15 protein-coding genes are annotated in these 23,570 nt (G+C 60.4%); 7 read left to right on the top strand and 8 right to left on the bottom strand.

Translation table 11 applies throughout. The features are described from left to right. The first annotated feature begins 275 nt into the window (after nt 1-275). Entirely contained in the window at nt 276-959 is a 684-nt protein-coding gene (locus tag DVJ77_RS15125) for a rhomboid family intramembrane serine protease (RefSeq protein ID WP_114846361.1), read from the top strand. Between the two features lie 9 nt (nt 960-968). Then, nucleotides 969-1,292, top strand: coding sequence for a DUF1820 family protein (locus DVJ77_RS15130; protein ID WP_114846362.1), 324 nt, complete (start codon nt 969-971; stop codon nt 1,290-1,292). Here DVJ77_RS15130 and DVJ77_RS15135 read toward each other — a convergent pair. Together DVJ77_RS15135 and tfpB are read right to left on the bottom strand one after the other, a co-directional pair. Then, nucleotides 1,289-2,011 carry a glutamine amidotransferase gene (locus DVJ77_RS15135; protein ID WP_114846363.1) on the bottom strand — a complete coding sequence of 241 codons (723 nt, stop codon included), beginning with the start codon at nt 2,009-2,011 and terminating at the stop codon, nt 1,289-1,291. The two genes, DVJ77_RS15130 and DVJ77_RS15135, sit on opposite strands and share 4 nt — an antisense overlap. A gap of 42 nt (nt 2,012-2,053) precedes the next feature. Continuing rightward, nucleotides 2,054-3,874, bottom strand: coding sequence for a type IV pilus assembly ATPase TfpB (gene tfpB, locus DVJ77_RS15140; RefSeq protein WP_114846364.1), 1,821 nt, complete (start codon nt 3,872-3,874; stop codon nt 2,054-2,056). A gap of 97 nt (nt 3,875-3,971) precedes the next feature. Between tfpB and glyQ the strand changes: the two genes are divergently transcribed. Both glyQ and glyS read left to right on the top strand, forming a co-directional pair. Beyond that, the gene (gene glyQ / locus DVJ77_RS15145) at nt 3,972-4,880 is read left to right on the top strand and encodes a glycine--tRNA ligase subunit alpha (protein WP_114846365.1); all 909 of its coding nucleotides are present in this window, start codon (nt 3,972-3,974) and stop codon (nt 4,878-4,880) included. Continuing rightward, nucleotides 4,877-7,045: a glycine--tRNA ligase subunit beta gene (gene glyS, locus DVJ77_RS15150; protein ID WP_114846366.1), complete on the top strand. Its 2,169-nt coding sequence runs from the start codon at nt 4,877-4,879 to the stop codon at nt 7,043-7,045. Before glyQ ends, glyS begins: the two co-directional genes overlap by 4 nt. Nucleotides 7,046-7,129: 84 nt before the next feature. On the opposite strand, the gene DVJ77_RS15155 is transcribed toward glyS, so the two are convergent. After that, nucleotides 7,130-7,696, bottom strand: coding sequence for a helix-turn-helix domain-containing protein (locus DVJ77_RS15155; RefSeq protein ID WP_114846367.1), 567 nt, complete (start codon nt 7,694-7,696; stop codon nt 7,130-7,132). Between the two features lie 721 nt (nt 7,697-8,417). Here DVJ77_RS15155 and DVJ77_RS15160 point away from each other — a divergent pair. Together DVJ77_RS15160 and DVJ77_RS15165 are read left to right on the top strand one after the other, a co-directional pair. Further along, a complete protein-coding gene (locus tag DVJ77_RS15160) occupies nt 8,418-11,306 on the top strand; it encodes a TonB-dependent receptor plug domain-containing protein (protein WP_114846368.1) in 2,889 nt (962 codons plus the stop codon). Nucleotides 11,307-11,538: 232 nt separating this feature from the next. After that, nucleotides 11,539-12,408 (top strand): YbaY family lipoprotein, encoded by an 870-nt coding sequence (locus DVJ77_RS15165; protein WP_114846369.1) that lies wholly within the window; start codon nt 11,539-11,541, stop codon nt 12,406-12,408. A gap of 191 nt (nt 12,409-12,599) precedes the next feature. On the opposite strand, the gene DVJ77_RS15170 is transcribed toward DVJ77_RS15165, so the two are convergent. From DVJ77_RS15170 to mnmG, 4 genes are all read right to left on the bottom strand, one after another. Further along, nucleotides 12,600-14,450 carry an autotransporter domain-containing protein gene (locus DVJ77_RS15170; protein ID WP_114846370.1) on the bottom strand — a complete coding sequence of 617 codons (1,851 nt, stop codon included), beginning with the start codon at nt 14,448-14,450 and terminating at the stop codon, nt 12,600-12,602. A 287-nt stretch (nt 14,451-14,737) separates the two neighbouring features. Next, a complete protein-coding gene (locus tag DVJ77_RS15175) occupies nt 14,738-17,071 on the bottom strand; it encodes a Tex family protein (RefSeq protein ID WP_114846371.1) in 2,334 nt (777 codons plus the stop codon). A gap of 180 nt (nt 17,072-17,251) precedes the next feature. Then, entirely contained in the window at nt 17,252-18,037 is a 786-nt protein-coding gene (locus tag DVJ77_RS15180; protein WP_114846372.1) for an RDD family protein, read from the bottom strand. A 94-nt stretch (nt 18,038-18,131) separates the two neighbouring features. After that, nucleotides 18,132-20,009 (bottom strand): tRNA uridine-5-carboxymethylaminomethyl(34) synthesis enzyme MnmG, encoded by a 1,878-nt coding sequence (gene mnmG, locus DVJ77_RS15185; protein WP_114846373.1) that lies wholly within the window; start codon nt 20,007-20,009, stop codon nt 18,132-18,134. Nucleotides 20,010-20,620: 611 nt separating this feature from the next. Between mnmG and DVJ77_RS15190 the strand changes: the two genes are divergently transcribed. Then, nucleotides 20,621-20,842, top strand: a complete 222-nt coding sequence (locus DVJ77_RS15190; protein ID WP_225428028.1) for a hypothetical protein — start codon at nt 20,621-20,623, stop codon at nt 20,840-20,842. A gap of 34 nt (nt 20,843-20,876) precedes the next feature. Here the strand turns inward: DVJ77_RS15190 and pepN are convergent, their stop codons facing one another. Beyond that, the gene (pepN, locus tag DVJ77_RS15195; protein WP_114846374.1) at nt 20,877-23,546 is read right to left on the bottom strand and encodes an aminopeptidase N; all 2,670 of its coding nucleotides are present in this window, start codon (nt 23,544-23,546) and stop codon (nt 20,877-20,879) included. Between the last annotated feature and the right edge of the window lie 24 nt (nt 23,547-23,570).

Consider the following 23,570-nt stretch of genomic DNA (forward strand, 5'->3'; position numbering starts at 1 on the left):
GCTGCGCCGATGGTAGTGTGGTTTATTCCATGCAAGAGTAGGTCACCGCCAGGGGCTTTATCCCAACCCTCGTCACTCACGTGACGGGGGTTGTTCTTTTTTATGGCTCACGCGCTTGCGCGCTGCCGTCTCCGCTTAATCCGAAACGCCTCTCCTGCCGGGAGGCGTTTTTTTGTGTGCACTTTCGAGGCTTTCACGCCAACGCCAACACCGGTTAACACCTATGATGCATGTACTAGCCACCGCGATCGGTGTTGCTCGGGAGATCCTTCAGCGTGTTTGTCCAAGTCGAAACTCGGCGGCGTCCGCGTCTGCAGTGGGCAACCACTTTGTTGGTCATTGTCTGCGTGATGAGCTTTGTGGCCTTTGCCTTGATGCCATTGCCGCAACGGGTTTCGATGTGGCTGGAGTGGGGCACGGTGCCGGCGAATATCTTCGATGCGAAAGAACCGATACTCAGGCAATTACATGATCCCGCCCTGCTGCGGTTGGTCACTGCCTTGTTTATCCATTTGGCCTGGCTGCATTTACTCGGCAACCTATTGTTCTTGGTGATTTTCGGCCTGCCGGCTGAGCGTACGCTCGGTTCGCTGTGGTTCTTATTGTTGTTCGTACTGGGCGGCGTGGTTTCGAACTTGGTCGGCGCGTTGTCGCTGGCTGGAGTGCGTGCACCGATCATTGGCTGCAGCGGCGCGGTATCAGCCGTACTGGGCGCTTATATCGCTTTGTTTCCACGCGCAAAATTAGGATTGGTGCTGCCTCTGGGGCTGTTTCTGGAGTTTGTGCGGGTACCGGCTTTTCTGCTGATTGGTATCTGGGTGTTGCTGCAACTGATCTTTAGCTACGCCGGTCCAAGCTATGGCGCCGTGGTGTGGTGGACGCACATCGCTGGATTTTTGTTCGGGGTGGTATTTGCCCTGGTATCGCGTGATGCCATCGCGCGTCGCTTACGCGGCTAAACTGACGCCATGCGCCATAAGAAACTTTATAAAGTCACCTTTCTGCATCTGGGCAAATGCTACGAGCTCTATGCGCGACATGTCGCATCCAGCGGGCTTTGGGGGTTTACCGAAGTCGGCGAACTGGTGTTTGAGCCGGTAGGCGAGGGGCTGTTGATCGATCCCACCGAAGAGCGGCTGCGCGAGGAGTTCAAAGACACGCGCGTACTGCATTTGCCGATGCAGACAGTGTTGCGAATCGAAGAAGTCGAGCGCAAAGGTTCACTGGCCATTCGCGATGCCAGTGATGGGCAGAAAGTGATGCCGTTTCCGATGCCGCCGCGCGAACGTTAGGTTTTGGCCAGGCCATGATGGCGAGCGAAATGCGATAGCAAGCGGCGGGCGATCGGGGTGGCTCCCACTTGTTTGAAAGTGTGCCGCGGATCGAAGCCTTCGCGCTGCATATCCTCGCGTTTGCGATGGATATAGGCACGCATCACGTCAGCATTGAATTCAGGATGAAACTGCGTGCTGATCGCGTGCTGGCCATAACGCAATAGCTGATTGGGATCACGCGCGGATTGCGCCAGCACGGTGGCACTGGAGGGTGGCTCGATCACGCTCTGCTCATGGGTGGTATGCGCGCGAAAATTCGCTGGCAGACTGGCAGCGAGAGCATCGTGCTTGGCGTGAGCCAATACCTCGATCGGCACCGTCCCGATTTCACGGCCGCCCGGCAGATAATCCACTCGGCCACCCAAGGCATGAGCCATCAGTTGATGGCCGTAGCAGACGCCGAATAAGGGAAGCTCGACATCCATCGCATTGCGAATCCAGCCCGCGGTCCGCTCACTCCAATCGGCGCGCTCGGTAACCATGGCCGCGGAGCCGGTAATCAGCGCACCGGCGACTTCATGCGGTGCCGGCAAACGCTCGCCAGCGGCTACATCGACGATGCGTAGTTTCTGCAATGCCAACTGAGCGCTGATACGAAACCAGTGAGGGAAATCGCCATGGCGGGCGCGGATCGTGTCGGGAGCGCGTCCCGTGCGGATGATAAGAACTGGCTTCATGCGTATAGAGTCGCTGCAATATCAATAACAGGTAGGTGTTCTTTATAGCGGATCAGGCATGGCTTCGATCGGCGGTAGCACCATAAGCACTTCTTTCACGGTGGTCAGACCGCGCGCTACTTGGGTTGCCGCCGAGATGCGCAGCGGACACAGGCCTTCAGCCAATGCCGCCGCACCGAAATTACCCAGATCCAATTGAGCTGAGATCAGACCGCGCAGTCGCGGGGAGAGTTGCATCATCTCGTAGATACCCGTGCGGCCCATGAAGCCAGTGTGTCGGCATTCCAGGCAACCGACGGGCTTGAAGACCTGCTCCGGCACCGGCACCGACCAACCATGAGTGAGCGCGAGCCATTCGTGTGGATCCTGTTCCGTCGCCTGCTTGCAGTGCGCGCACAGCGTTCGCACCAGGCGCTGCGCCACTACGCCGGTCAGGGTGGATTGAATCAAGTAGTGCGGTACACCCAGGTCGAGCAGACGGGTGACGGCGCTGGGTGCATCGTTGGTGTGCAGGGTGGAGAGCACCAAGTGGCCGGTAAGCGACGCCTGCACGGCCATCTGTGCGGTTTCCAGATCGCGAATTTCGCCGACCATGATGATGTCCGGGTCTTGTCGCAACAGGGTGCGCACGCCGGTGGCGAAGTCCAGATCGATCGCAGGCTGTACCTGCATTTGATTGAACTCGGGGCTGACCATTTCGATCGGGTCTTCGACCGTGCACACATTGATTGCCGGCGTGGCCAAGTGCTTCAGCGTGGAATACAGCGTCGTGGTTTTACCCGAGCCGGTGGGGCCGGTAACCAGCACGATGCCGTGCGGCCGCTCGACCATACTGCGCCAGCGAGCGCCTTCCTCGGCGGAGAAACCCAGTTGGCCGAAATCTTTAGCAACGATGTCTGGATCGAAAATGCGCATCACCATCTTCTCGCCGAAAGCGGTGGGCATGGACGAAATGCGCAACTCCACCTCACGACCAGTGGATGAGCGAGTTTTGATGCGGCCATCTTGCGGGCGGCGTTTTTCGGCCACATCCATGCGTGCGAGGATCTTGATGCGGGCCGTTACCGCCGTCATTACGGGTGGCGGCAATTCGAACACTTTGTGCATCACACCGTCGATACGAAAGCGCATCTGTCCGGCTTCGCGACGAGGCTCCAGATGGATGTCCGAGGCGCGCTGTTCAAAAGCGTATTGCAGCAGCCAGTCGACGATGTGCACGACGTGGCGATCGTCCGCGCCGACTTCGCCGTTCTTGCCCAGCTCAACCAGTTGTTCAAAATTGAGGATCGCGGATGAGTCATAGCCACCGGTCTGCTTGGCGTCCTGCGCTAGCTGAATCGAGCGCTGAACACCGTAGAACTCCAACAGATAGCGATTGATGTCCAGCGGATTGGCCACCACGCGGCGCACGTCTCGGCGCAACATGTGGGCCAGGTCGCTGGCCCAGCCGGCATCAAACGGCTCGCAGGTGGCAAAGGTCACTTCGCCGGCAGCGGCAGCCACCGGCAGAATTCGATGCCGCTGCGCGTAAGCATGGCTTACCACCTGGGTTACCACGGCGGCATTGATCTTCATCGGATCAATCTTGAGATAGGGCAGGCCGGCCTGCGCGGCGAGCCATTCGGTCAATGCCTCAAGACTGAGCGGTCGGCCCGGCATACGCTGGTTTGGCAGTTTCGCGTTCGCCAGCACGACCAGCGGGTGCAACTCCACGGTGCTGCGTCCGCTACGAGCACCCATGCGCACGTGCTTGGCGTCTTCAGCCAGCAGGTAGCCATCCACCACCAAGCTAGCCAGCAGCTCATCAAGTGCAAGGCGGCCGCGACGGCCGAGCAAGGACGCGGATTGCGGTAATGCGACCATGCAACGATCTCTCAGGTCAGGTTTCGCCGGCCGAAACGCCGGCGACGAAAGCGGTCGCAGCTATACTACCCCGCTTTATTCCAGGTCACGGAAAGCTATGTCCGCGCGTACCTTCCAGGATGTGATCCAGACCCTGAACCGCTATTGGGCGGCGCAGGGTTGTGTGTTGTTGCAGCCGCTCGATACCGAAGTCGGCGCTGGCACGTTTCACCCCGCTACTTTCCTGCGTTCACTCGGCCCAGAACCGTGGGCGGCGGCGTATGTGCAGCCCTCCCGCCGCCCCACCGACGGCCGTTACGGCGAAAACCCGAACCGTTTGCAGCATTACTACCAATACCAGGTGGTGATGAAGCCCAACCCTGAGAACATTCTGGAGCTCTATATCGGCTCGCTGAAGGAGCTTGGCCTTGATCCGCTGGTGCATGATCTGCGCTTTGTCGAGGACAACTGGGAGTCGCCGACACTGGGTGCCTGGGGGCTCGGCTGGGAGGTCTGGCTTAACGGGATGGAGGTGACTCAGTTCACCTATTTCCAGCAGGCCGGCGGCTTGGAATGTCGCCCGGTGACGGGCGAGATCACCTATGGCCTGGAGCGCTTGGCGATGTACCTGCAGAACGTGGACAACGTCTACGACCTGATCTGGACCGATGGCCCGCGCGGCAAGGTTACCTATGGCGATGTGTTCCATCAAAACGAAGTGGAGCAGAGCACCTACAACTTCGAGCATGCGAATGTTGCCGAGCTGCTGCGCTGGTTCGATGTTTGCGAGGGCGAGGCGAACAAGTTGATCGCAGTGAATCTGCCATTACCCGCTTACGAGCAGGTAATGAAGGCAAGCCACACATTCAATTTGCTCGATGCGCGTCGCGCGATCAGCGTTACCGAGCGCCAGCGTTACATTCTGCGTGTGCGCACTCTGGCTCGCAGTGTGGCCGAGACCTATGTGGCGCAGCGCGAGAAGCTCGGCTTTCCGGGTCTGAAGCATAAAAAGGAGCAGGCCGCATGAGCGCCGCCAAGTCATTGCTGATTGAGCTGGGTACCGAGGAGCTGCCGCCGAAGGCGCTGGATGAACTGGCTGCTGCTTTTCAACGCGGTATCTGCGACGGGTTGTCCAAGCGTGGCATCGATGCCGATCTGGATCTTGCCAAGGCCTATGCATCGCCGCGACGTTTAGCCGTTTTTGTTCCACGTGTTGGAGTTAAGCAAGCTGATGTGAATGGTTTGCAGATTGGCCCTCCGGTCTCTGTGGGGTTAGACGCCAACGGGGAGCCCACTGCTGCTCTTCGCGGATTCGCCGCCAAGTTTGGTGCGTCCGTTAAAGATCTATCTCGTGGTGATTTTGTTGGCATTGAGAAGTTCTTTTACACCTGGAGTGCTCCAGGTCAGCCGGTAACGGCGCTGCTGCCAGAAATTGTCATTGAAGCCCTAAAGAGCCTGCCGATTCCCAAGTCGATGCGGTGGAGCGATCACGACTACAGCTTTGTACGCCCGGTGCATTGGTTGGTGATTTTGCATGGTGCCGAGATCGTCGATGGTGAAGTGTTTGGCTTGAAGAGCGGCCGGCAATCGCGCGGACATCGCTTTATGCATCCGCAACCGGTGCATATGGCCGATGCCGACAGTTGGCTGGACGCGATGCGTGCCGCCAAAGTGCTGGCCGATCCAGTCGAGCGTGGAAAGAAAATTGAACAAGAATTAGCAAATGCTGGTGGTAGTTTGCGTGGCAAGACGGGACGCCTAGATTTAACTGTTCATTTGGATGTAGACAATTTAATTGAGGTAAAGAATCTTACTGAGTGGCCGATTGCGATCACATGCAGTTTTGACACTGAGTTTCTGTCTGTACCGAAAGAAGTGTTAATACAAACGATGCAGCTAAATCAGAAATTTTTCCCGGTCTTGGACGAAGGTAATAAGCTCACCGAACACTTCATCGGCATCGCCAATATCCAAAGCAAAGACCCGGCCGAGATTCGCAAGGGCTACGAGCGGGTCATACGTCCGCGCTTTGCCGATGCCAAATTCTTCTGGGATGAAGACCTGAAAACCCCGCTCGCGGGTTATCAGGATGCGCTAAAGAATGTCACCTATCAGCAAGCGCTTGGTAGCCTGTGGGATAAGAGTGTGCGCGTGGCCGAACTGGCACGCATTATCGCCAACCGCGTCGGCGTCGATGCTGGCCAGGCCACTCGTGCGGCGGCGTTGAGCAAATGCGATCTGCTGACCCGCATGGTCGGTGAATTCCCCGAGCTGCAAGGTGTGATGGGTCGCTACTACGCCGCCCATCACGGCGAGCCGGCTGAAGTAGCCGATGCATTGGATAGTTACTATCAGCCGCGCTTCGCTGGCGATGCCATCGCTACCGGTAAGGTGGGTCAGGTACTTGCCGTGGCCGAGCGGCTGGATACGCTGGCCGGTATCTTCGCGGTGGGCATGAAACCCAGTGGCAACAAAGATCCTTTTGCGTTGCGTCGCGCAGCGTTGGGTTTGGCGCGCACGCTGGTCGAAGGTAGGTTGGAGCTTGATCTCAAGGGCAGCTTTGTCGAGGCCTTGGAATTGCTCCCAGAGGCCGCGCTGGCTGCCGGTTTGAAGCCAGGTAAAGATGGCAAGGCTGCGGTGCTCGATGCCGGCAAGCGTCGCGCCGAACTGGTTGGTGACTTGTGCGATTTCGTGTTCGATCGCCTGCGCGGTTACTACGCCGAGCAAGGTTTCAGCAGCGAACAATTCGAGGCCGTACTGGCGGTACAACCGGCCAGCCTCGCCGATTTTGATCGCCGCCTGCGCGCAGTGGCCGAGTTCGGTCGGCGGCCTGAAGCGAGCAGTCTTGCCGCCGCAAACAAGCGCGTCGCGAATATTCTGCGCAAACAGGCAGAAGAAGCCGGTGCATTGACGATCGGTACCACCGTCGATCCCGCGCATTTCGAAGCGGAGGCCGAGAGCCAGTTGGCAACCGCGCTTGATGCGGCCAAAGCAGACACGGCCGCGTCCTTACATGCAGGGGACTACACGGCGGTGCTGGCTCGGTTAGCCCAGCTACAAGCCCCAGTGAATGCCTTTTTCGATGCCGTGCTGGTGAATGCCGAAGACCCGGCAGTACGCGCGAATCGTTTGGCTCTGCTAGGGCAGCTCAAGGCACAGTTCACGGCGATTGCGGATATCGCCCGTTTGTAAAGAGCGGCATCCTTCTCGTGAAATAAAAGCGGCAGCCATGGGGCTGCCGTTCTTATTTCAATGAATCACGTTGTCCACGTTGTCTTAGGCCGTCCGGCGATTGTGCTTGATGCGCTCGGCAAGCCGGTGATTGAACGCAACCATAGCCGTGGCCTCTACATCGTTGCCGCCTGGGCCGAGAATCTCGTAGAGGTCGGCGAGCATGTCGGCATTCTCCGTCAGGGAGAGTCGGCTCTCGGCCAGGTCCAGCTCCGACTGCAGAATGCGCAGAGCCGTATTCAAGCGCTGCGGATCCATCGCCAGCCCGCTTGCATGCAAGGTGTCCGCGGCCGTGCGCAGTTTGGTGCGATGGCGGTGCGATAGCGAAGATTCACTACCGGGCAGCTCCTCACCCGAAGTAATCGCCTCCGATTGAATGGTGCCTTCGCCGGCGACCAGCCAGACCAGCGAAATACCTAAAGTGCGCGCCAGCGTTACGCAGCGCGCGCGCGACGGGTCGGTGTTGCCGTCACGCCAGCTACGTACCACGCCCTCGGAAAACCCGCACATGCGAGCGATCTCGGTGACGCTGCCTACACGCTGGATCAATACCTTGACGCGATCAGCGAAGGTTCCTGCGGACTCATTGACCGTATGTTGTTGCGTAGACATGGCTGTTCCCGGGCAGATTAGGTGGAATTTCGACACATCCAGCTTTCTAAACGCTTACTTCTGGCATATCTGAATGGTGACGAACGTGTAGATCTTTACGTAATCTTCGTATGAACCAGCAATTTCTTTCGGCGATGGATCTTACGAAAGAAAGCTTGCGTGGGGTAGAACGCGCGACATCCCGTTCTGGACGACAGCGTCATACGCGTGGATTCATGTTGCAGATTTTTTAAAACGCAAAGTTTTATAACGCGCGGGCATGCCGTTGGTACATCGGACAAAGTCTGAGTATGTCCAGAAGCCGGGAGCCATGACGGTGTCCAGCTCGCGAATTCCGCGTACGGATATAGAAATTGCACTGCAAAGTGGTCCCCCGACGACTACGCAGATCGCAAAGCTGGGCTATAGATTTGCAAAAGCTTGAGCTAAAGGCTTACCCGGAAACGTCAAATAAAGTTGCAGTACAGCGTTGACGGCGACCGTCTATTGCTTTAGGTTCGTAAGTTCTTGCTGGTAACCGATGCTCTTGGAGGGCAGCGGCTACCGGGTCCATGTACGGCATTGTCGTCCATTGGTGGCCACCAGCGTATCGCAAGATTCGGCTGGCGGACAGGAAAGCTAAGGATGCCCACAGCCCTTTCGGTTGTGACATGTAAAGGGTTTTACGACGCCGGGGGGGATCACATCCGGTTATGAACGATAGATAGGGAGATCGCGAAACATGAAGTTTCGTAAGGTACTTAGTAACAGGCTTGCGGTAAGCGTTCGATTCGCACTGTCCATCAGCGCACTTGTGGCGGTTGTCCCGGTGTTTGCCCAGGCCGGCAATAGCGATCAGGGCAGGCCCGAGACAGCCAAAAAACTGGAAACCGTTACCGTCACTGGCTCACGTATCCCGCGAGTGGATATGGAAACAGCGCAGCCAGTCCTGACCATCGATCGCGCGCAAATCGAGAAGCAGGGCGCCGCATCGGTCGCAGACCTTCTGCAAAACCTGACCGAGGCTGGTTCTCCAACGATCAGCCGTGCCAATGCGTTGTCCTCGGGCGAAGACGTTGGCGGCTATTACATCGACTTGCGCAACATCGGCTCGACGCGCACCTTGGTGCTATTGAACGGCAAGCGCTTGGGCGCCACCACCTCCGGGCGCCAGGATCTCGGACAGATCCCCGCCTCCGCAATCGACCGCATCGAGATCCTCAAAGACGGTGCGTCATCCGTCTACGGGTCCGACGCCATCGGCGGCGTGGTCAATGTCATCACCCGAAAAAACTTCAAGGGTGCGGAAGCCAATGCTTATCTTGGTCAATACGGCCAAGGCGACGGGGCAGCGCAGGTCTACGATTTTAGTCTGGGTACGTCCAATGAACGCAGTTCGTTGATGCTCAGCGTGCAGCAGTACAAGGAGGATCCGGTATGGGCGAAGGATCGCTCTTATAGCCGTTATCCCAACGGTTCACGCTATCCCACGACGGGCTGGAGCCTCGTCAGCCAAAACGGCGCATTCAGCGGGCTGTGCGGTGCCGGTGGCGATCCTGCATGGTGTACTTTGACCAAAGGAAGCGACCCGCGCGATATCGCCAATTACCGGCCGCTTGCGCCATCCGAACGGACAAACTTTGCTGAGCAGATGATGCTGCAGACCGGCTTGGAGCGCACGTCGGTATTCGTCTCTGGACACTACGATGTCGCCAGCAACGTTCGCTTCAATGGCGAGCTGCTTTACAACAAGCGCAGCACGCGCCAGCAGATCGCCGGCTATCCATTCAGTACCGGTGGCTTCGATATGCCGCTGTCCGGCGAAAGTTACTTCAACCCGATCGGAAAGGATGTCGCGTTTCTCCGCCGTGGCTGGGAGGTTCCCCGCACGACCAACAGCGAACTGGAATCGTTTCGTTTCGTGGCCGGGTTCGAGGGAGGTTTTGATATCGGCGATCGGTTGTGGAACTGGGATGTCAGCGCACTGCACAACCGTAATGACTTGCTGAAGACCGGACACGGTGACTTCAACCTGGTGCATGCACGGAACGCCGTGGGGCCTTCCTATCTCGGCAGCGATGGCAAGGTGCATTGCGGGACCAGCGCCAGTCCGGTTAGCGACTGCGTACCGTGGAATCCGCTTCTTCCCTATGGGCAGGCGGGTCACGGGTCACTGGCTGATCCAGCCCTGCAGACCTATTTGTTTCCCGAGTTTCACGATACGGGTCGCACCACGACGACCATGTACAGCGCCAACCTCGCGGGCAGCCTGTTCTCGCTGCCGGCTGGTGACGTCGGCATGGCCATCGGCTACGAGTACCGCCGCGAGCAGGGTCGCTTCGCGCCGGATGCGTTCAACCAGTCGGGCTTGAGTTCGGGCCTGCCTGCAACCGGTACCTCGGGCAAGTACGCGGTCAACGAGGGTTATGTGGAGTTCGATGTGCCGGTACTCAGCGACAAGGCATTTGCGCGAGAGCTGTCGCTGAACGCGGCGACGCGTCATTCGCGCTACAGCAACTTCGGCAACACGACCAACAGCAAGTTCGGTGTCAAATGGAAGCCGATGGACGATCTGCTGGTCCGTGGAAGCTGGTCCCAAGGGTTCCGTGCGCCGTCGATCGACAACTTGTACGGTGGCGCGAACGGCACGTTTGCCTTCTACACAGACCCCTGCGATACGGTGTCGGGCAGCGCCAAAGGCAATGGATCGGTCGCAGCGCGTTGTAGCTCGGGCTTCGGCGGCCAAGCCGTGTTGAGCCCAGGCTTCGTGCAGTTGGGCCAGGGCGGATCGCCGTGCACGAGCTATCCATGCCAAACCAACTACCAGTTCATCTCCGGCTCCAACGATAAGCTCCGTCCCGAGACGGCAACCACGAGAACCCTCGGGCTGGTCTACAGCCCTAGCTATGCCCAGGGGTTCGACGTCTCGCTGGACTGGTACAAGATCCGTATCGACAATTCGATCAGCACCGATAGCGTGACCGACATCCTTGAGGACTGCTATCTGCGGGGCATTACTGCCCGTTGTTCCTCATTCACGCGCGATCCGAGTACCGGCGCCATCACCAGCATGTTCTTCGGGCTGACCAACAAGGGCTGGCTGGAAACGGCGGGATACGACATCGGGGTGAACTACCGTTTGCCGAAGTTCTCGTTCGGGCAGTTCAAGCTGCAGTGGAATACGACCTATGTGGACTATCTGAACGAGAAGAGCGATAACAACCCCGATACCAAGGTCCAGCCACTCAACAGCTATGCCGGCAACTTCCGGGTTCGGTCGAACGTCATGTTGGATTGGGCACTAGGCGATTTCGGTGCCAACTGGTCAATGCGCTACTACTCCGGGATGAAAGAACGTTGCGTGGCCGTAGCCATGGCCGAATGCAACGATCGAAATCACGTTGCGCCCGACACCGGGGCGCGTCCGTTGCGCCGGGTAGCGTCCACGATATTCAACGATATGCAGTTCCGTTGGAACGCGCCGTGGAATGCCACCATTGCTCTTGGCGCCAATAACGTCTTCGACAAGGTGGGGCCGACCATGTACTCCCAGCCCAATAGCGCCTTCCCGTACTACGGCGGCTTCGATATCGGCCGCTTTTATTACCTGAAATATCAGCAGCGCTTCTAGGCACCGGCCGTTGCGGGTCAAGGCAGGGCGATCCGGTAACGGGTCGTCCTGTTTTTTGGATCAGGGTTCACGCTTTACAACATACGAACGCGCATGGATCAGTGTGATTCTATTGACTTTTCCGTACGGCCTTCTTTCCGTTATGATAAAAGCTTCCCCCGTGAGAATGTGCGGCGCGTAGGCGTCTGGCAGGTTTCGCGCCCCGAATTGACAGTTGATTGAGGTTTTTCCCATGCGCAGGTTGGTTTGGTCGCTGATGTCGGTTGCAGTACTGGCTGCGGCCGGTTGCAACTCCTCGGATACGTCGCAGCAGGCGACGGACAAGAATGCTGGTGCCACTACGCCGGCAGCCAAGGCCAATGTGGTGTCTGGCACGGTGGCTTTGCGCGAGGCGGCTCAGTTGTCGCCGGCAGCCAAGCTGGAGATCAACCTGGTCGATGTGTCGGCAAGCAATGCCAAGCCTTTGGCCAGTAAGACGATCAGCCCGGTGGCGTCGCTGCCGCAGTCATTCGAGCTGGAGTACAACTCGGCCGATGTCGCTCCCTCTGATTTGTATGTGCTGCAGGCGGTGCTGACCGATGGCGATCGCCGTTATGTCATGCCGATCCAGGCACCGATTCAGGCGGCTGCATTGACCCAGGGCTCGCCCGGCCCGGTGTCGACCCAGCTAGTGGCCGAGCAGACCCCCGGCGAAAAAGAGTTAATCGCGTTCAAAGATGTGCAGGCGCATATCGGTGGCATGAAGATCACCCCAGGCACCAAGCTCGATAAAGACGTTTCGCGTAGCTGGCAGGTGTTCCGCGAAGGCGGCACGGTGAAGTTTATCCGTGAGCAGGTCGATTACGGCGACAAAGGCTTTACCAGCACCGACTACGCCTACAAAGACGGTAAGCCCTGGGTCGTTGTGCAGCAGAAGAAATCCGGCAAAGACGCCAAGCCGAGCTTGACCGAGCGTGCAAGCTGGAATGCCGATGGCGCTTTGGTGCTGAAGCAGAACGAAGCAGGCGGCAAGACGCAGCCGCTCAATGAAGATGACGCGGCGAGCCTGCAGAAGCAGTCGCAGTCGATTCTGAATCTGGCGACCGGCGGCAAGGGCAAGTAAGCCAACCTTAGCCGTTGAGTGAAAAAAAGCCGTCCGCGCAAGCGGACGGCTTTTTTATGGGTGGCGTAGAAGGCTGGAACAGCACAAGTCCCCACGGCTTGCAACCTGATTAGCGTCAACCCTCAGCTAACGTGAGTAGTTCGCTTGAGAGTCAACGCTGATCTGGTGCTTGCAAGGGACGGGCGCGGTACTTAGAAGCCGACTTTCACGCCCAGATTGACGCTGTTGTACTTCTGGCTGTTGTCGTTGAATCGACCGCTATAGCCCACCCAGCCACTGAGGTTCGGGCTGAGTTGGGCGGTCAGGCCGATATCGGCGCTGCCCCAGGTCTTGTCCGGGTTGTAGCCGCTCAACGCGAAACTGCCGGGCATGCTGTTCAGGCCAGCCGTGATGTTGCGCGGGTCGGCCTTGCTGTCGTGGTTCCAGGCAAGTTCGACGTAAGGGGTTAGCTTGGTGCCGCCGGCCTGCCACTCGCCCTGCAGGCGCCAGCCGAGGGTCGAGATCAACGCGTCACGCTGCTGCCTGCCGAACCACATGGCGGAACTGTCGTTGCCGCCTTCGCTATAGCCGTTGACCTTGACGCTCTGCCACTCGACATTGGCGAAGGGACCGGTGCGCAGGTTGTCGAAGTTGAACCACCAGCCGCCGGTAAGGCCGCCGCCAAGACGCGAGCCGTCGGCCTTGCCGCCTTCGCTGAGGCGTGCCGCGCCGAGATTGATGCGGCGGTCGATGTTGGAGAAGTTCGACTGACCGAAGGTGGCGTAGCCGCCCACATAGCCGCCGCCGGCGTGATAGGTGAGGTAGCCGAGGCCGCTGATGTCCTGCAGCTTGTAGCCACCGCCGCCGCTGAAGCTGGCATTGTGATTGCCGATGCCCAGGGCGATACCGGCGGAAATATGCTCGTTGGCGCGCACGTCGGCGCCCACCGTCAGGTTGACGTTGTTGCTTTTGGTCTTCGGCGAGCTGTTGCTGCCATCGAAACGCTGATTGGAGTAATCGATGTTGGCGAAGAAACGCGTGTCGCTGCCTACTTCGTCGGCCAGCATCTGATTGCGGATCGCGCGGGTCTGTGCGGTAGCGGCAGCCAGCGGAGCTTCGCCGAGCAGCGAGATGTAGCCTGGCGCACGGATGATCGAGGTTACGTACTGGCCGAGCATGGCATGGGCTGCCGTGGTCGGGTGCACGCCATCGGCGAACAAATACGTTTTATCGGTGCCCGGCGCATAGCTGAAGGGCAAGCCCGCGCCCTGAGGGCCGCACTGCACCGAGTTTGAGCCCGCGCCGCAGGCGGGAGTGGTGACATTGGTAAAGCCATAAGCCGCCGGATTGGCGATGACTTCATTGAGCAACTGGAACGTATTGGCCGGGATGACGTTCAGGCCATTGTTGCTGAGCTGGGTGATGCCGGCATTGAGTACGCCGTTGAACAGCAGCGAAAGCTGCGTACCGCCGGCCTGCGCCGCCGGGCCGCCGGCGGCAGACTCGGGCGTCTTGCCGATGTCAGGCAGGTTGTAGACCACCACATACTTGGCGCCGGCCGCCTGTAGCTGGCCAAGCAAGCCAACTTCGGTCTTGGCGGCTGCAGCGACACCGGCTGCCAACACATTGGGATCGGTCGACGTGGCAGTCAGATAGAAAATATCGTTGGCGCCGCCCCATACCTGATACAGCGCCTTGGAGTCGGCCGCGCCGCCATTGGCGCCCAGATACATCTGTAGCTGCTGCGGCATCGTCGGGATCGGACCCGCCGACGAATTATTGTTCAGGCCGGCGCCGCCAAAGGCGTAGTCGGTGCCGCCGGTAAGCGACGGGGTCAGCGTAAAGCCGAGTGATTTAGCCACGTTCTCCGCGGTCGTGGTGCCCGGATTGGTGGTGAAGCGCAGCGGTGGCTGGATGCCTGGCGCGGTGGCGAGCGAGATGTTGCCGCTGTCGCTAAGGCTGTCGCCGAAGACGACGACCTTGCTGAAATCAGTGGCGACAGCAGAGGTGCTGAACAGCAGAGCGGCGGTAATCGCGCCGGCAAGATAGCGAGTGCGGTGCATGTCGGTAACGCTCCTGGGTCATGATGGCTTGTTAACCAAATGTTGACGGTAATGCATGTCCATACGTAAGCGCATGCTGCGCTGCGTCGAGAGAGTACCGATAGAAGCGGTGAGCCCCCTCCCGAACCCTCCCTTACCTGCGGCCTGATGAGCTAAACGCTCGCCTCATTCAGCCCCCTCCCTTGCTTGTCCCAAAACGGGGACTCCCTACGGTCGCAGGGGAGGGAGAAAACATAAGCGGAGATTCGACGCTCATCAGGTGCAAGCAAGGGAGGGCCTTTGAGGCTTTAGCGTTTCATAGCTCGCGTCAACGCATCGGCAAAGGCGCTGTTGCCAGGAGCCGGCGCTGCGGGCTTGGGTGCGCCGCCGCTCGGGCGTGGTCCGCGCTGGTCGCGTGAGCCACCGCCACGGCCCTCGTTGCCGTCAGCCGGGCGTCCGCCCCGTGCCTGGCCCGGCTCGTCGTCCAGGCGCATCGACAGGGCGATACGCTGGCGGGGCAGATCGATCTCCATCACTTTGACTTTGACGATATCGCCGGCCTTCACCGCATCGCGCGGATCTTTGACGAAGGTGTGCGACAGCGCAGAGACATGGACCAGGCCGTCTTGATGCACGCCGATGTCGACGAAGGCGCCGAACGCGGCCACGTTGGTGACGCGCCCCTCCAGCACCATGCCGGGCTTGAGGTCTTTCAGATCCTCCACACCTTCGGCGAAGCTCGGTGCGACGAACTCGGGACGCGGGTCGCGGCCCGGTTTCTCAAGCTCTTTGAGGATGTCGCGCACGGTCGGCAAGCCGAAGCGCTCGTCGGTGAATTGCTCGGGCTTGAGGCCACGCAGGAAGCCGCTGTCGCCGATGATGGTTTTCACTTCACGGCCGCACTGGGCGATGATCCGCTCAACCACCGGATAGGCTTCTGGATGCACCGAGCTGGCGTCGAGCGGGTTATCGCCGCTCGATACGCGCAAGAAGCCGGCGCACTGCTCGAACGCTTTGTCGCCCAGGCGCGGCACTTTCAGCAGGGCCTTGCGGTTGGCGAAGGGGCCATTCGCGTCGCGATGCTTCACCACGTTCTCGGCGACGCTGGCCGACAGGCCCGCAACACGCGACAACAGTGCCGCCGAGGCGGTATTTACGTCCACGCCCACGGCGTTCACGCAATCCTCCACACGGGCATCCAGTGCGCGCGCCAGCTTTACCTGATTCACGTCGTGCTGATATTGGCCTACGCCAATGGCTTTCGGCTCGATCTTGACCAGCTCGGCCAGCGGATCTTGCAGGCGACGGGCGATGGAGACTGCGCCGCGCAGGCTCACGTCCAGTTCGGGAAATTCTTTGGCGGCTGTTTCCGACGCGGAGTACACCGACGCGCCAGCTTCGCTCACGACCACCTTCGACAGCATCAACTCGGCGTGTTTTTTCATCATCTCACCGGCGAGTTTGTCGGTCTCGCGCGAGGCGGTACCGTTGCCGATCGCAATCAGGTTGACGCCGTGCTGTTTGCTCAACTGCGCAAGGCGCGCTACGGATTCATTCCACTGATTGCGTGGCTGATGCGGATAAATCGTGTCGGTGGCGAGCAGCTTGCCGGTGGCATCGACGACGGCCACCTTCACCCCGGTGCGGATACCCGGATCCAGGCCCATTACCGTTTTGGCACCTGCCGGTGCGGCCAGCATCAGGTCCTTCAAATTGTCGCCGAAGACGCGAATCGCTTCATCCTCGGCGCCTTCGCGCACGCGTCCGAACAGATCCAGCGTCAGATGCAGATGCAGTTTTACGCGCCAGGTCAACCGCACGGTTTCGCGCAGCCACGCATCGGCAGGGCGATTGCGATGGGTGATATCGGCGCGTGCGGCGACACGGCCCTCGCCTTCGAGATGGCCCTGCTCGGCATCCACGTTGGGCGCGAGCTCCAGTTCGATGACGCCCTCGTTGCGCGCGCGCATCAGCGCCAGCAAGCGGTGCGAGGGAATCTTGCCGATGGGTTCGATATGGTCGAAATAGTCGCGGAATTTCGCGCCTTCGTTCTCTTTGCCGGCGACCACCTTGGCGCGGATCTGGCCCTTGTCCCACAGCCAGTCACGCAGCTCGCCGACCAAATAAGCATCTTCGGCAATGCTTTCCATCAGGATCGCGCGGGCGCCATCGAGCGCGGCGCGCACGTCGGCCACGCCCTTCTCGGCGTCGACAAAGGCCTCGGCGAACGCTTCCGGCGACTGCGTGGGGTCTTCACGCAAGCCTGTCGCCAGCGGCTCCAAGCCGGCTTCGCGGGCGATCTGCGCCTTGGTGCGGCGCTTGGGCTTGTAGGGTAGGTAGAGATCCTCCAGCCGTGCCTTGGTGTCGGCGCTGAGGATGTCGCCCTTCAATGCATCGGTGAGCTTGCCCTGTTCCTCGATGCTGGCGAGGATCGCTTCGCGGCGCTCTTCCAGCTCGCGCAGATAACGCAGGCGCTCTTCCAGCATGCGTAGCTGGGTATCGTCCAGGCCGCCGGTGGCTTCCTTGCGGTAGCGCGCAATGAACGGAACGGTGGCGCCGCCGTCGAGTAGATCTACGGCCGCCTGCACTTGTTCGGGCTTGGCGGCGATGTCTTGGGCAATACGTTGTTCGATGCTGAGCATGAGGCTGAATCGGTTCCTTGGTAGCCGGCACGTGCCGGGTCAGACGAAGCGAGTAGGGGATGATAGCAAGCCGGGTTTTCGGGCCAGGATTGGCGAATGGATCGCGACACATAGAAACGGCGCCGAACCTAGGGGTTTCGGCACCGTTTGTGGCGCGACAGCATCGTCACTGGCAAAAAATCAGGCGCTGAACGAGTCAGTGCTGTTGTCGGTGCGCTTTGGCTGGCCCTTGGCCTCATTAGCGCGGCCATTCAGCACCAAGGTGCCGGCGATCAGGTCGTGCAGGCCCTGTTTGCGTTGAGTCCAGGCGACCATCAAGAAACCAATGCCAAAGATCAGCGAGCTCAGGTATTTCGCTGGATAGCGGGCGAGCGCGCGCGGCAGGCTGATACGCGCGCCGTGCATGTCAGTGACGCGAATCCCCAGCGCCAGCTTGCCGGGGGTGGCTTGCCAGGCGGAGCTTTCGCACAACGCGAAATAAAGCCAGGTCACTACGGTGATGGCGATGATGGCTGGAACCATGACCGAGTAGTACTGGCCGAAGGCGGCAAACAACGCAGTAGGGTCACTCGCCGCCGAGGTTTGCGCATCGGCCACGGCCGCTTGCAGCGCGGCTTGCGCCGCATCCCCGCCCATCATCTTTTGAATCAGCAAGCCGGGAATGTAAAGAATGATGGTGTCCAGCAGATAGGCGCCGACGCGCTTCCAGAAACCCGCGTCGTCTTCGATGGAAGCCATCGCCGGCAGTGGCTGCGGCAGCGGTGTCGGCAACATCGGCGGGACGGATGCGGGTGGGGCCACCGGCCGTTCTTCGGGAAACAAGATAGCCAGCGACTGCCAATCGGCGAGTCCTTCGTACCAGCCCAGATCATCGCGGCTTACCTGGCCGCTACGCAGCCATTGCCGAATATCACCTTCGTTGTAAGGGCCATGACGCTCCCCATCTCGGCCGATCCAGACTTCCATCCTAGGCACTCCGTTCATGATTTAAGCCACGCATGATGCCACGGCTTGGTGATCGCCTTGTCTGCTTTATGCGCCAAGGTGTGTGGGGCACTCGCTATGCGGCGTTGCGACGCTTGATATGCACCAGCAGCAGCGAGATCGCCGCCGGGGTAACGCCGCTGATCCGCGCAGCCTGGCCGATGGTTGCCGGCAAGCTGCGCTTGAGTTTGAGCAAGACCTCGATGGAGAGGCCACGGACCTTGTCGTAGTCGAAACTCGCCGGAATGGCTGTGTGCTCGTTGCGGCGCTGGCGCTCGATTTCATCGCGCTGGCGTTCGAGATAGCCGGTGTACTTGGTCTGCACCTCTACTTGGGCGGCGACATCCGCGCGCTCCACCGCCGGGCCGAGCTCGCTGACGGTGGTGAGCTTGGCGTAGTCGAGCTCCGGCCGGCGCAGCAGATCCAGCGCATTGGTCTCGCGGCTCACGGCGATGCCGAGCTGGCGCTCGATCGCCGCACCTAGCGCGTTGTTCGGCGCGGCCCATAGCGTGCCAAGGCGCTGTATCTCGCGTTCCACCGCCTCGCGCTTGGCGCGTAGCGCGTCGAAGCGTGCCTGCGGCACCACCCCGAGCCCGTGGCCGGTTTCGGTAAGGCGCAGGTCGGCGTTGTCCTCGCGCAAATGCAGCCGGTATTCGGCGCGCGAGGTAAACATACGGTAGGGCTCGATGGTGCCGTTACTGGTCAGGTCGTCAATCAATACGCCGATATAGGCCTCATCGCGACGCGGATACCACGGCGCTTTGCCCTGCACGGCCAATGCGGCATTGAGGCCGGCGATCAAACCTTGCGCGCCGGCCTCCTCGTAGCCGGTGGTGCCGTTGATCTGGCCCGCGAAATACAGGCCGGGAATGGTCTTGGTCTCCAGCCATGGCTGCAGGCCGCGTGGATCGAAGTAGTCATATTCAATCGCGTAGCCGGGGCGGGTAATGTGCGCGTGCTCGAAACCCTTGATCGAACGCACCAGTGCCAACTGCACGTCATATGGCAGCGAGGTGGAAATGCCGTTCGGGTAGATCTCGAAGGTGTCCAGGCCCTCCGGCTCGATGAAGATCTGGTGCGAGGACTTCTCGGCGAAGCGCACCACCTTGTCCTCGATCGAGGGGCAATAGCGCGGGCCGATACCCTCGATCTGGCCGCTGTAGAGCGGCGAGCGATCCAGCGATCCGCGGATCAGCTCGTGGGTTTGCTCGCTGGTATGGGTGATCCAGCAACTGACCTGGCGCGGATGCTCGCTGGATGAGCCAAGGTAGGAGAACACCGGCGCCGGATCGTCGCCTGGCTGTTCTTGCAGTGCCGAGAAATCAATGCTGCGCGTATCGATGCGCGGCGGCGTGCCGGTTTTCAGCCGGTCGGCCGCTACCGGCAGTTCGCGTAGACGCTGCGCCAGGGTGCTCGCCGGCGGATCGCCTGCCCGGCCGCCAGCGTACTGCGCCTGGCCGATATGGATCTTGCCGGCGAGAAAGGTGCCGGCGGTCAACACCACCGTCTTGGCGTGAAAAGCCAGCCCCATCTGCGTGACCACGCCGGTAACCCGGCCGCCCTCGATCAGAAGGTCATCCACCGCCTGTTGAAACAGTTCGAGATTGGGTTGGGTCTCGACGATGTGCCGAATGGCTGCCTTGTATAGCGAACGATCGGCCTGGCAGCGCGTCGCGCGCACGGCGGGGCCTTTGGAGGCGTTCAGCGTGCGCCACTGAATGCCGGCGCGGTCGGCCGCCCGCGCCATGGCGCCGCCTAAGGCATCGATTTCCTTGACCAGATGGCCTTTGCCGATACCGCCGATGGCCGGGTTGCAGCTCATCTGTCCGATCGTTTCGATGTTGTGGCTGAGCAATAAAGTGCGCGCACCGGAACGCGCCGCGGCCAGCGCGGCCTCGGTGCCGGCGTGACCGCCGCCAATCACGATGACGTCGTAATACGTGGGATGAAACATCGAAACTGCCTTAGCAGAGCAAAAGTGGACCAAATTGAGCGCTATGGTAACGCGATCAACGCTTTAGAGCCTGTCTAAAGTCTCCGCGCCGCCGGGTCTGGCCGCACTTCAGCGGCTGGCACACTCCATGCTTTTCTCATCTGGCACTTTCAAGGGCAGAAGCAGCGCGATCAAGCGCGCGCCGAGATCGAATACAGGGGTTCGATCGCGTGCCGAGAGAGGAAGCAAGGCGGCGCCCCTCGGGGCGCCGTCGTCTTTTCAGGCTTTGCGGCAGCTCAGATTCACTGCGCCGCGCCAGATAAGATCTGGCGCCCGGCGGTCTCAGGAACAGGGGGAATCCAGGATGACCGTGTTGCCGGGCGCCAGAAATCGAAGAACCGGTGGGTGTGTGGACGTACTTGCCGCACAGCCGCATGGGTAGATAGTTGCGCGTAGCGTGTGAACACGAAGTGACTAAAACGGGCTTATTCGACCAAAAACTGTGTCCGATTGCGGCAGCAGATGACACGGTGCGTCATGTTGTGATCGAGTGCCGAGCGACGTCGTGAATTCCATCACGTTACTGGCACGGTGGTTGCATTGCCTCCGGTACGACAACTCGGAGGAGTGTCATGGGGCAGAAGATGGATGTGAGTCAGATGGACTTTACGCAGGCCGATTTTGGCTGGGTGCATTCGCACCACGACCTGCTGATTGAAATCAGCAGGGTCGAAATGGCCATGGAACACCTCGATGCGCGCAGCGAGCAAGAGCGCACCGCGCTACGGCCACGGCTGGAGTCGCGGATGAACCGTTTGCGCGATGAGCTCAAGCACCTGCCAGTGCTGCCGTGACTGTGGCTGGCTGGGCGCTTTAGTCGCCCAACCATCAGTCGCCCTGCGCTGAGTCGCCGAGTATGTTCTGCACGATTTCGGTCAGGTTGCGCGACAGTTCGGGCCCGGTAGTCAAACTGCTGATAGCCGAGCGGGCAGCTTCGCGGCGCACCGGTTCCAATCGTTTCCAGCCATTGAGCACCGTGGCGAGGCGGGCGGCGACCTGCGGATTAAGTGCATCCAACGGTCGCAATTGTTGAACCAGCCAGCGATAACCGGCGCCATCGGCGCGATGGAAGCCGGCGGGATTACTGCGCGCCCACGCGCCGAATAGGGCATTGACGCGATTCGGATTTTTCAGCGTAAAGGCGGGGTCGCCCGCCAGCAACTGCACGCGGGCCAGGGTCAGTTCGCCCGGCAACTGCGTTTGTACCGAGAACCATTTATCCAGCGCGAGCGGATCGCCGGCATAGCGCTCGCGAAAGTGCGCGAGCGCAAGCGTCGCCTGCGGGGCATTCCCCCGTACCAGGACAGCGAGCGCGGCCAGTCGATCGGTCATGCTCGGTGCGTCCTGATATTGGCCTGCGGCCACGGCATGTGCCGCAGGCGCATCGATCAACGCCAGCAGTTCGAGTACACGCCGCTTGAGGCGGCGCTGCGCCTGGCTGCTCGCGTCGAGCTGGCGGTTGGTTTGCGCGGCCAGGGCTTCGTAGCGTCGTAGCAAGGGGCCGGCGCCAATGCGGGCACCGAGCCGCTGCTGCAGTTCTTGCCGCAAGGCATGGACACGCGCCGGGTCTACTACCTGTTCGCGTTCGGCCAGTTCGATCTCGCCGGGCGGACTGAGCAGGTCGGCCAGCAGGGCGTCGTCTGCGAATAGCTCATCATCGAATAGCTCGGCCAGCGCATCGCACCAGGCGGTCAAGGCGGTGGTGTCGCCACCGTCGCGAAGTGCGTCGTAGGCGCGTGAGGCGAGTTGTTGTGCCGCCTCCCAGCGATTGAAGCCGTCGATATCGTGGCGCAATAGCAAGGCCAGCTCGGTCGGTGCGTAGTCGCCATCGAGGATCACCGGTGCCGAGAAACCGCGCAGCAGCGAGGGTATGGGTGCTGCATCGATGTTGCGAAACACGAATGACTGCTCCGCCTGCTCGAGCACGATGACGTGTTCGTCGCCCAAGGCATTTGAATGGCCGTCTAAATGTAGCGGAAGCATGCGGCCGTCAGTGGCGAATAGCGCCAGCTTCACCGGAATGGGCAACGCCCGCTTGTGCGCTTGTCCTGGTGTCGGCAGCGTGTGTTGCGTAAGGGTCAGCGTGTAGCTGTGTTGCGCGGCGTCGTAGTGGCCGCGTGCTTTCATGCGCGGCGTGCCGGCTTGGCCGTACCAGGCCAGATACGGCATCAAGTCGATGTCATTGGCCTCGCCCAGCGCGCCGAGAAAATCTTCCAGGGTCGCGGCATGGCCATCGTTATGCTCAAAGTAGCGATCCATGCCGCGACGAAAACCGGCCTGACCAAGCCGGCCCGCCAGCATGCGCACCAGCTCCGAGCCTTTCTCGTAGACCGTCGCGGTATAGAAGTTATTGATCTCACGGTATTCGGCGGGGCGCACCGGGTGCGCCAGCGGGCCGGCGTCTTCGGGAAACTGCGCGCGGCGCAACAGGGCGACATCTTCGATGCGCTTGAGAGCGGGCGAATTCATGTCGGCAGAAAACTGTTGCTCGCGGAAAACGGTGAGGCCTTCTTTTAGCGACAACTGAAACCAATCGCGGCAAGTGACCCGGTTGCCGCTCCAGTTATGAAAGTATTCGTGCGCCACCACGGCCTCCACCGCACGGTATTCATCGTCGGTGGTGCTATCAGGATCGGCCAACAGGTATTTCGCGTTGAAGATATTGAGGCCCTTGTTCTCCATCGCGCCCATGTTGAAATCGTGCGTGGCGACGACGTGGAATACGTCCAGGTCGTAGTTGCGGCCATAGGCTTGTTCGTCCCAGCGCATCGAGCGTTCGAGTGCATCCATGGCGTAGTGGCAGCGTTCGATCGCATCGGCCTCGGCCCAGATCACCAATTGCACCGGCCGACCGTCGGCGGTGACGTACTCGCGCCCGATTTTTTCCAGCCGGCCGGCGACCAGGGCGAACAAATAACTCGGTTTAGGGTGCGGATCGACAAAGCGCGCCCAGTGGCGGCCGCCGTCGAGATCGCCCGCGCCGTCGGGGTTGCCGCCGGCCAACAGCACGGGGAAACGCGCGCGATCGGCGCGCAGCGTTACGGTGTAGCTGGCCAGTACGTCGGGCTGGTCGGGGAAGAAGGTGATGTGACGAAAACCTTGCGCCTCGCACTGCGTCAGCAGAAAGCCGGATTCGCGTGGGCCGGACAAGTACAGGCCTTCCAATGCGGTATTGGCGGCCGGGTTCAGTCGTACGCGGGTTTCCAGCACGCTGCCGTCGTGAGCATGGTCAATTTCCAGAACGTTGTCTGCATAACGGTAATCATCGGGTGACAGCAATTGGCCATCCAACATGATCGTCAACAGCTCAAGCCCTTCGCCATCCAGGCACAGTGGCGTTGCCTGCGTCGAATCGCGGCGCAGCCGCAGGCACGAGCGCACTTGCGTGGCATCGATGCCGAGATCGAAGTCCAGCTCGATCTGCTCCACCTGCCACGCAGGTGCGCGGTAGTCGCTGAGCAGGATAGGCGCGGAGGCTGAGTCGGGGCGTGCGTTCATGGAACAGGCTCTAAGCAGACGGGC

It is taken from the genome of Dyella tabacisoli (genome assembly GCF_003350925.1).
Taxonomy (GTDB): Bacteria; Pseudomonadota; Gammaproteobacteria; order Xanthomonadales; family Rhodanobacteraceae; genus Dyella_C; species Dyella_C tabacisoli.

Bases quoted from the DNA above. Each gene is read 5' to 3' on its own strand.
- DVJ77_RS15130 (WP_114846362.1), top strand. From the start codon at position 969: ATGCGCCATAAGAAACTTTATAAAGTCACCTTTCTGCATCTGGGCAAA.
- DVJ77_RS15135 (WP_114846363.1), bottom strand. From the start codon at position 2,011: ATGAAGCCAGTTCTTATCATCCGCACGGGACGCGCTCCCGACACGATC.
- tfpB (WP_114846364.1), bottom strand. From the start codon at position 3,874: ATGGTCGCATTACCGCAATCCGCGTCCTTGCTCGGCCGTCGCGGCCGC.
- glyQ (WP_114846365.1), top strand. From the start codon at position 3,972: ATGTCCGCGCGTACCTTCCAGGATGTGATCCAGACCCTGAACCGCTAT.
- glyS (WP_114846366.1), top strand. From the start codon at position 4,877: ATGAGCGCCGCCAAGTCATTGCTGATTGAGCTGGGTACCGAGGAGCTG.
- DVJ77_RS15155 (WP_114846367.1), bottom strand. From the start codon at position 7,696: ATGTCTACGCAACAACATACGGTCAATGAGTCCGCAGGAACCTTCGCT.
- DVJ77_RS15160 (WP_114846368.1), top strand. From the start codon at position 8,418: ATGAAGTTTCGTAAGGTACTTAGTAACAGGCTTGCGGTAAGCGTTCGA.
- DVJ77_RS15165 (WP_114846369.1), top strand. From the start codon at position 11,539: ATGCGCAGGTTGGTTTGGTCGCTGATGTCGGTTGCAGTACTGGCTGCG.
- DVJ77_RS15170 (WP_114846370.1), bottom strand. From the start codon at position 14,450: ATGCACCGCACTCGCTATCTTGCCGGCGCGATTACCGCCGCTCTGCTG.
- DVJ77_RS15175 (WP_114846371.1), bottom strand. From the start codon at position 17,071: ATGCTCAGCATCGAACAACGTATTGCCCAAGACATCGCCGCCAAGCCC.
- DVJ77_RS15180 (WP_114846372.1), bottom strand. From the start codon at position 18,037: ATGGAAGTCTGGATCGGCCGAGATGGGGAGCGTCATGGCCCTTACAAC.
- mnmG (WP_114846373.1), bottom strand. From the start codon at position 20,009: ATGTTTCATCCCACGTATTACGACGTCATCGTGATTGGCGGCGGTCAC.
- DVJ77_RS15190 (WP_225428028.1), top strand. From the start codon at position 20,621: ATGGGGCAGAAGATGGATGTGAGTCAGATGGACTTTACGCAGGCCGAT.
- pepN (WP_114846374.1), bottom strand. From the start codon at position 23,546: ATGAACGCACGCCCCGACTCAGCCTCCGCGCCTATCCTGCTCAGCGAC.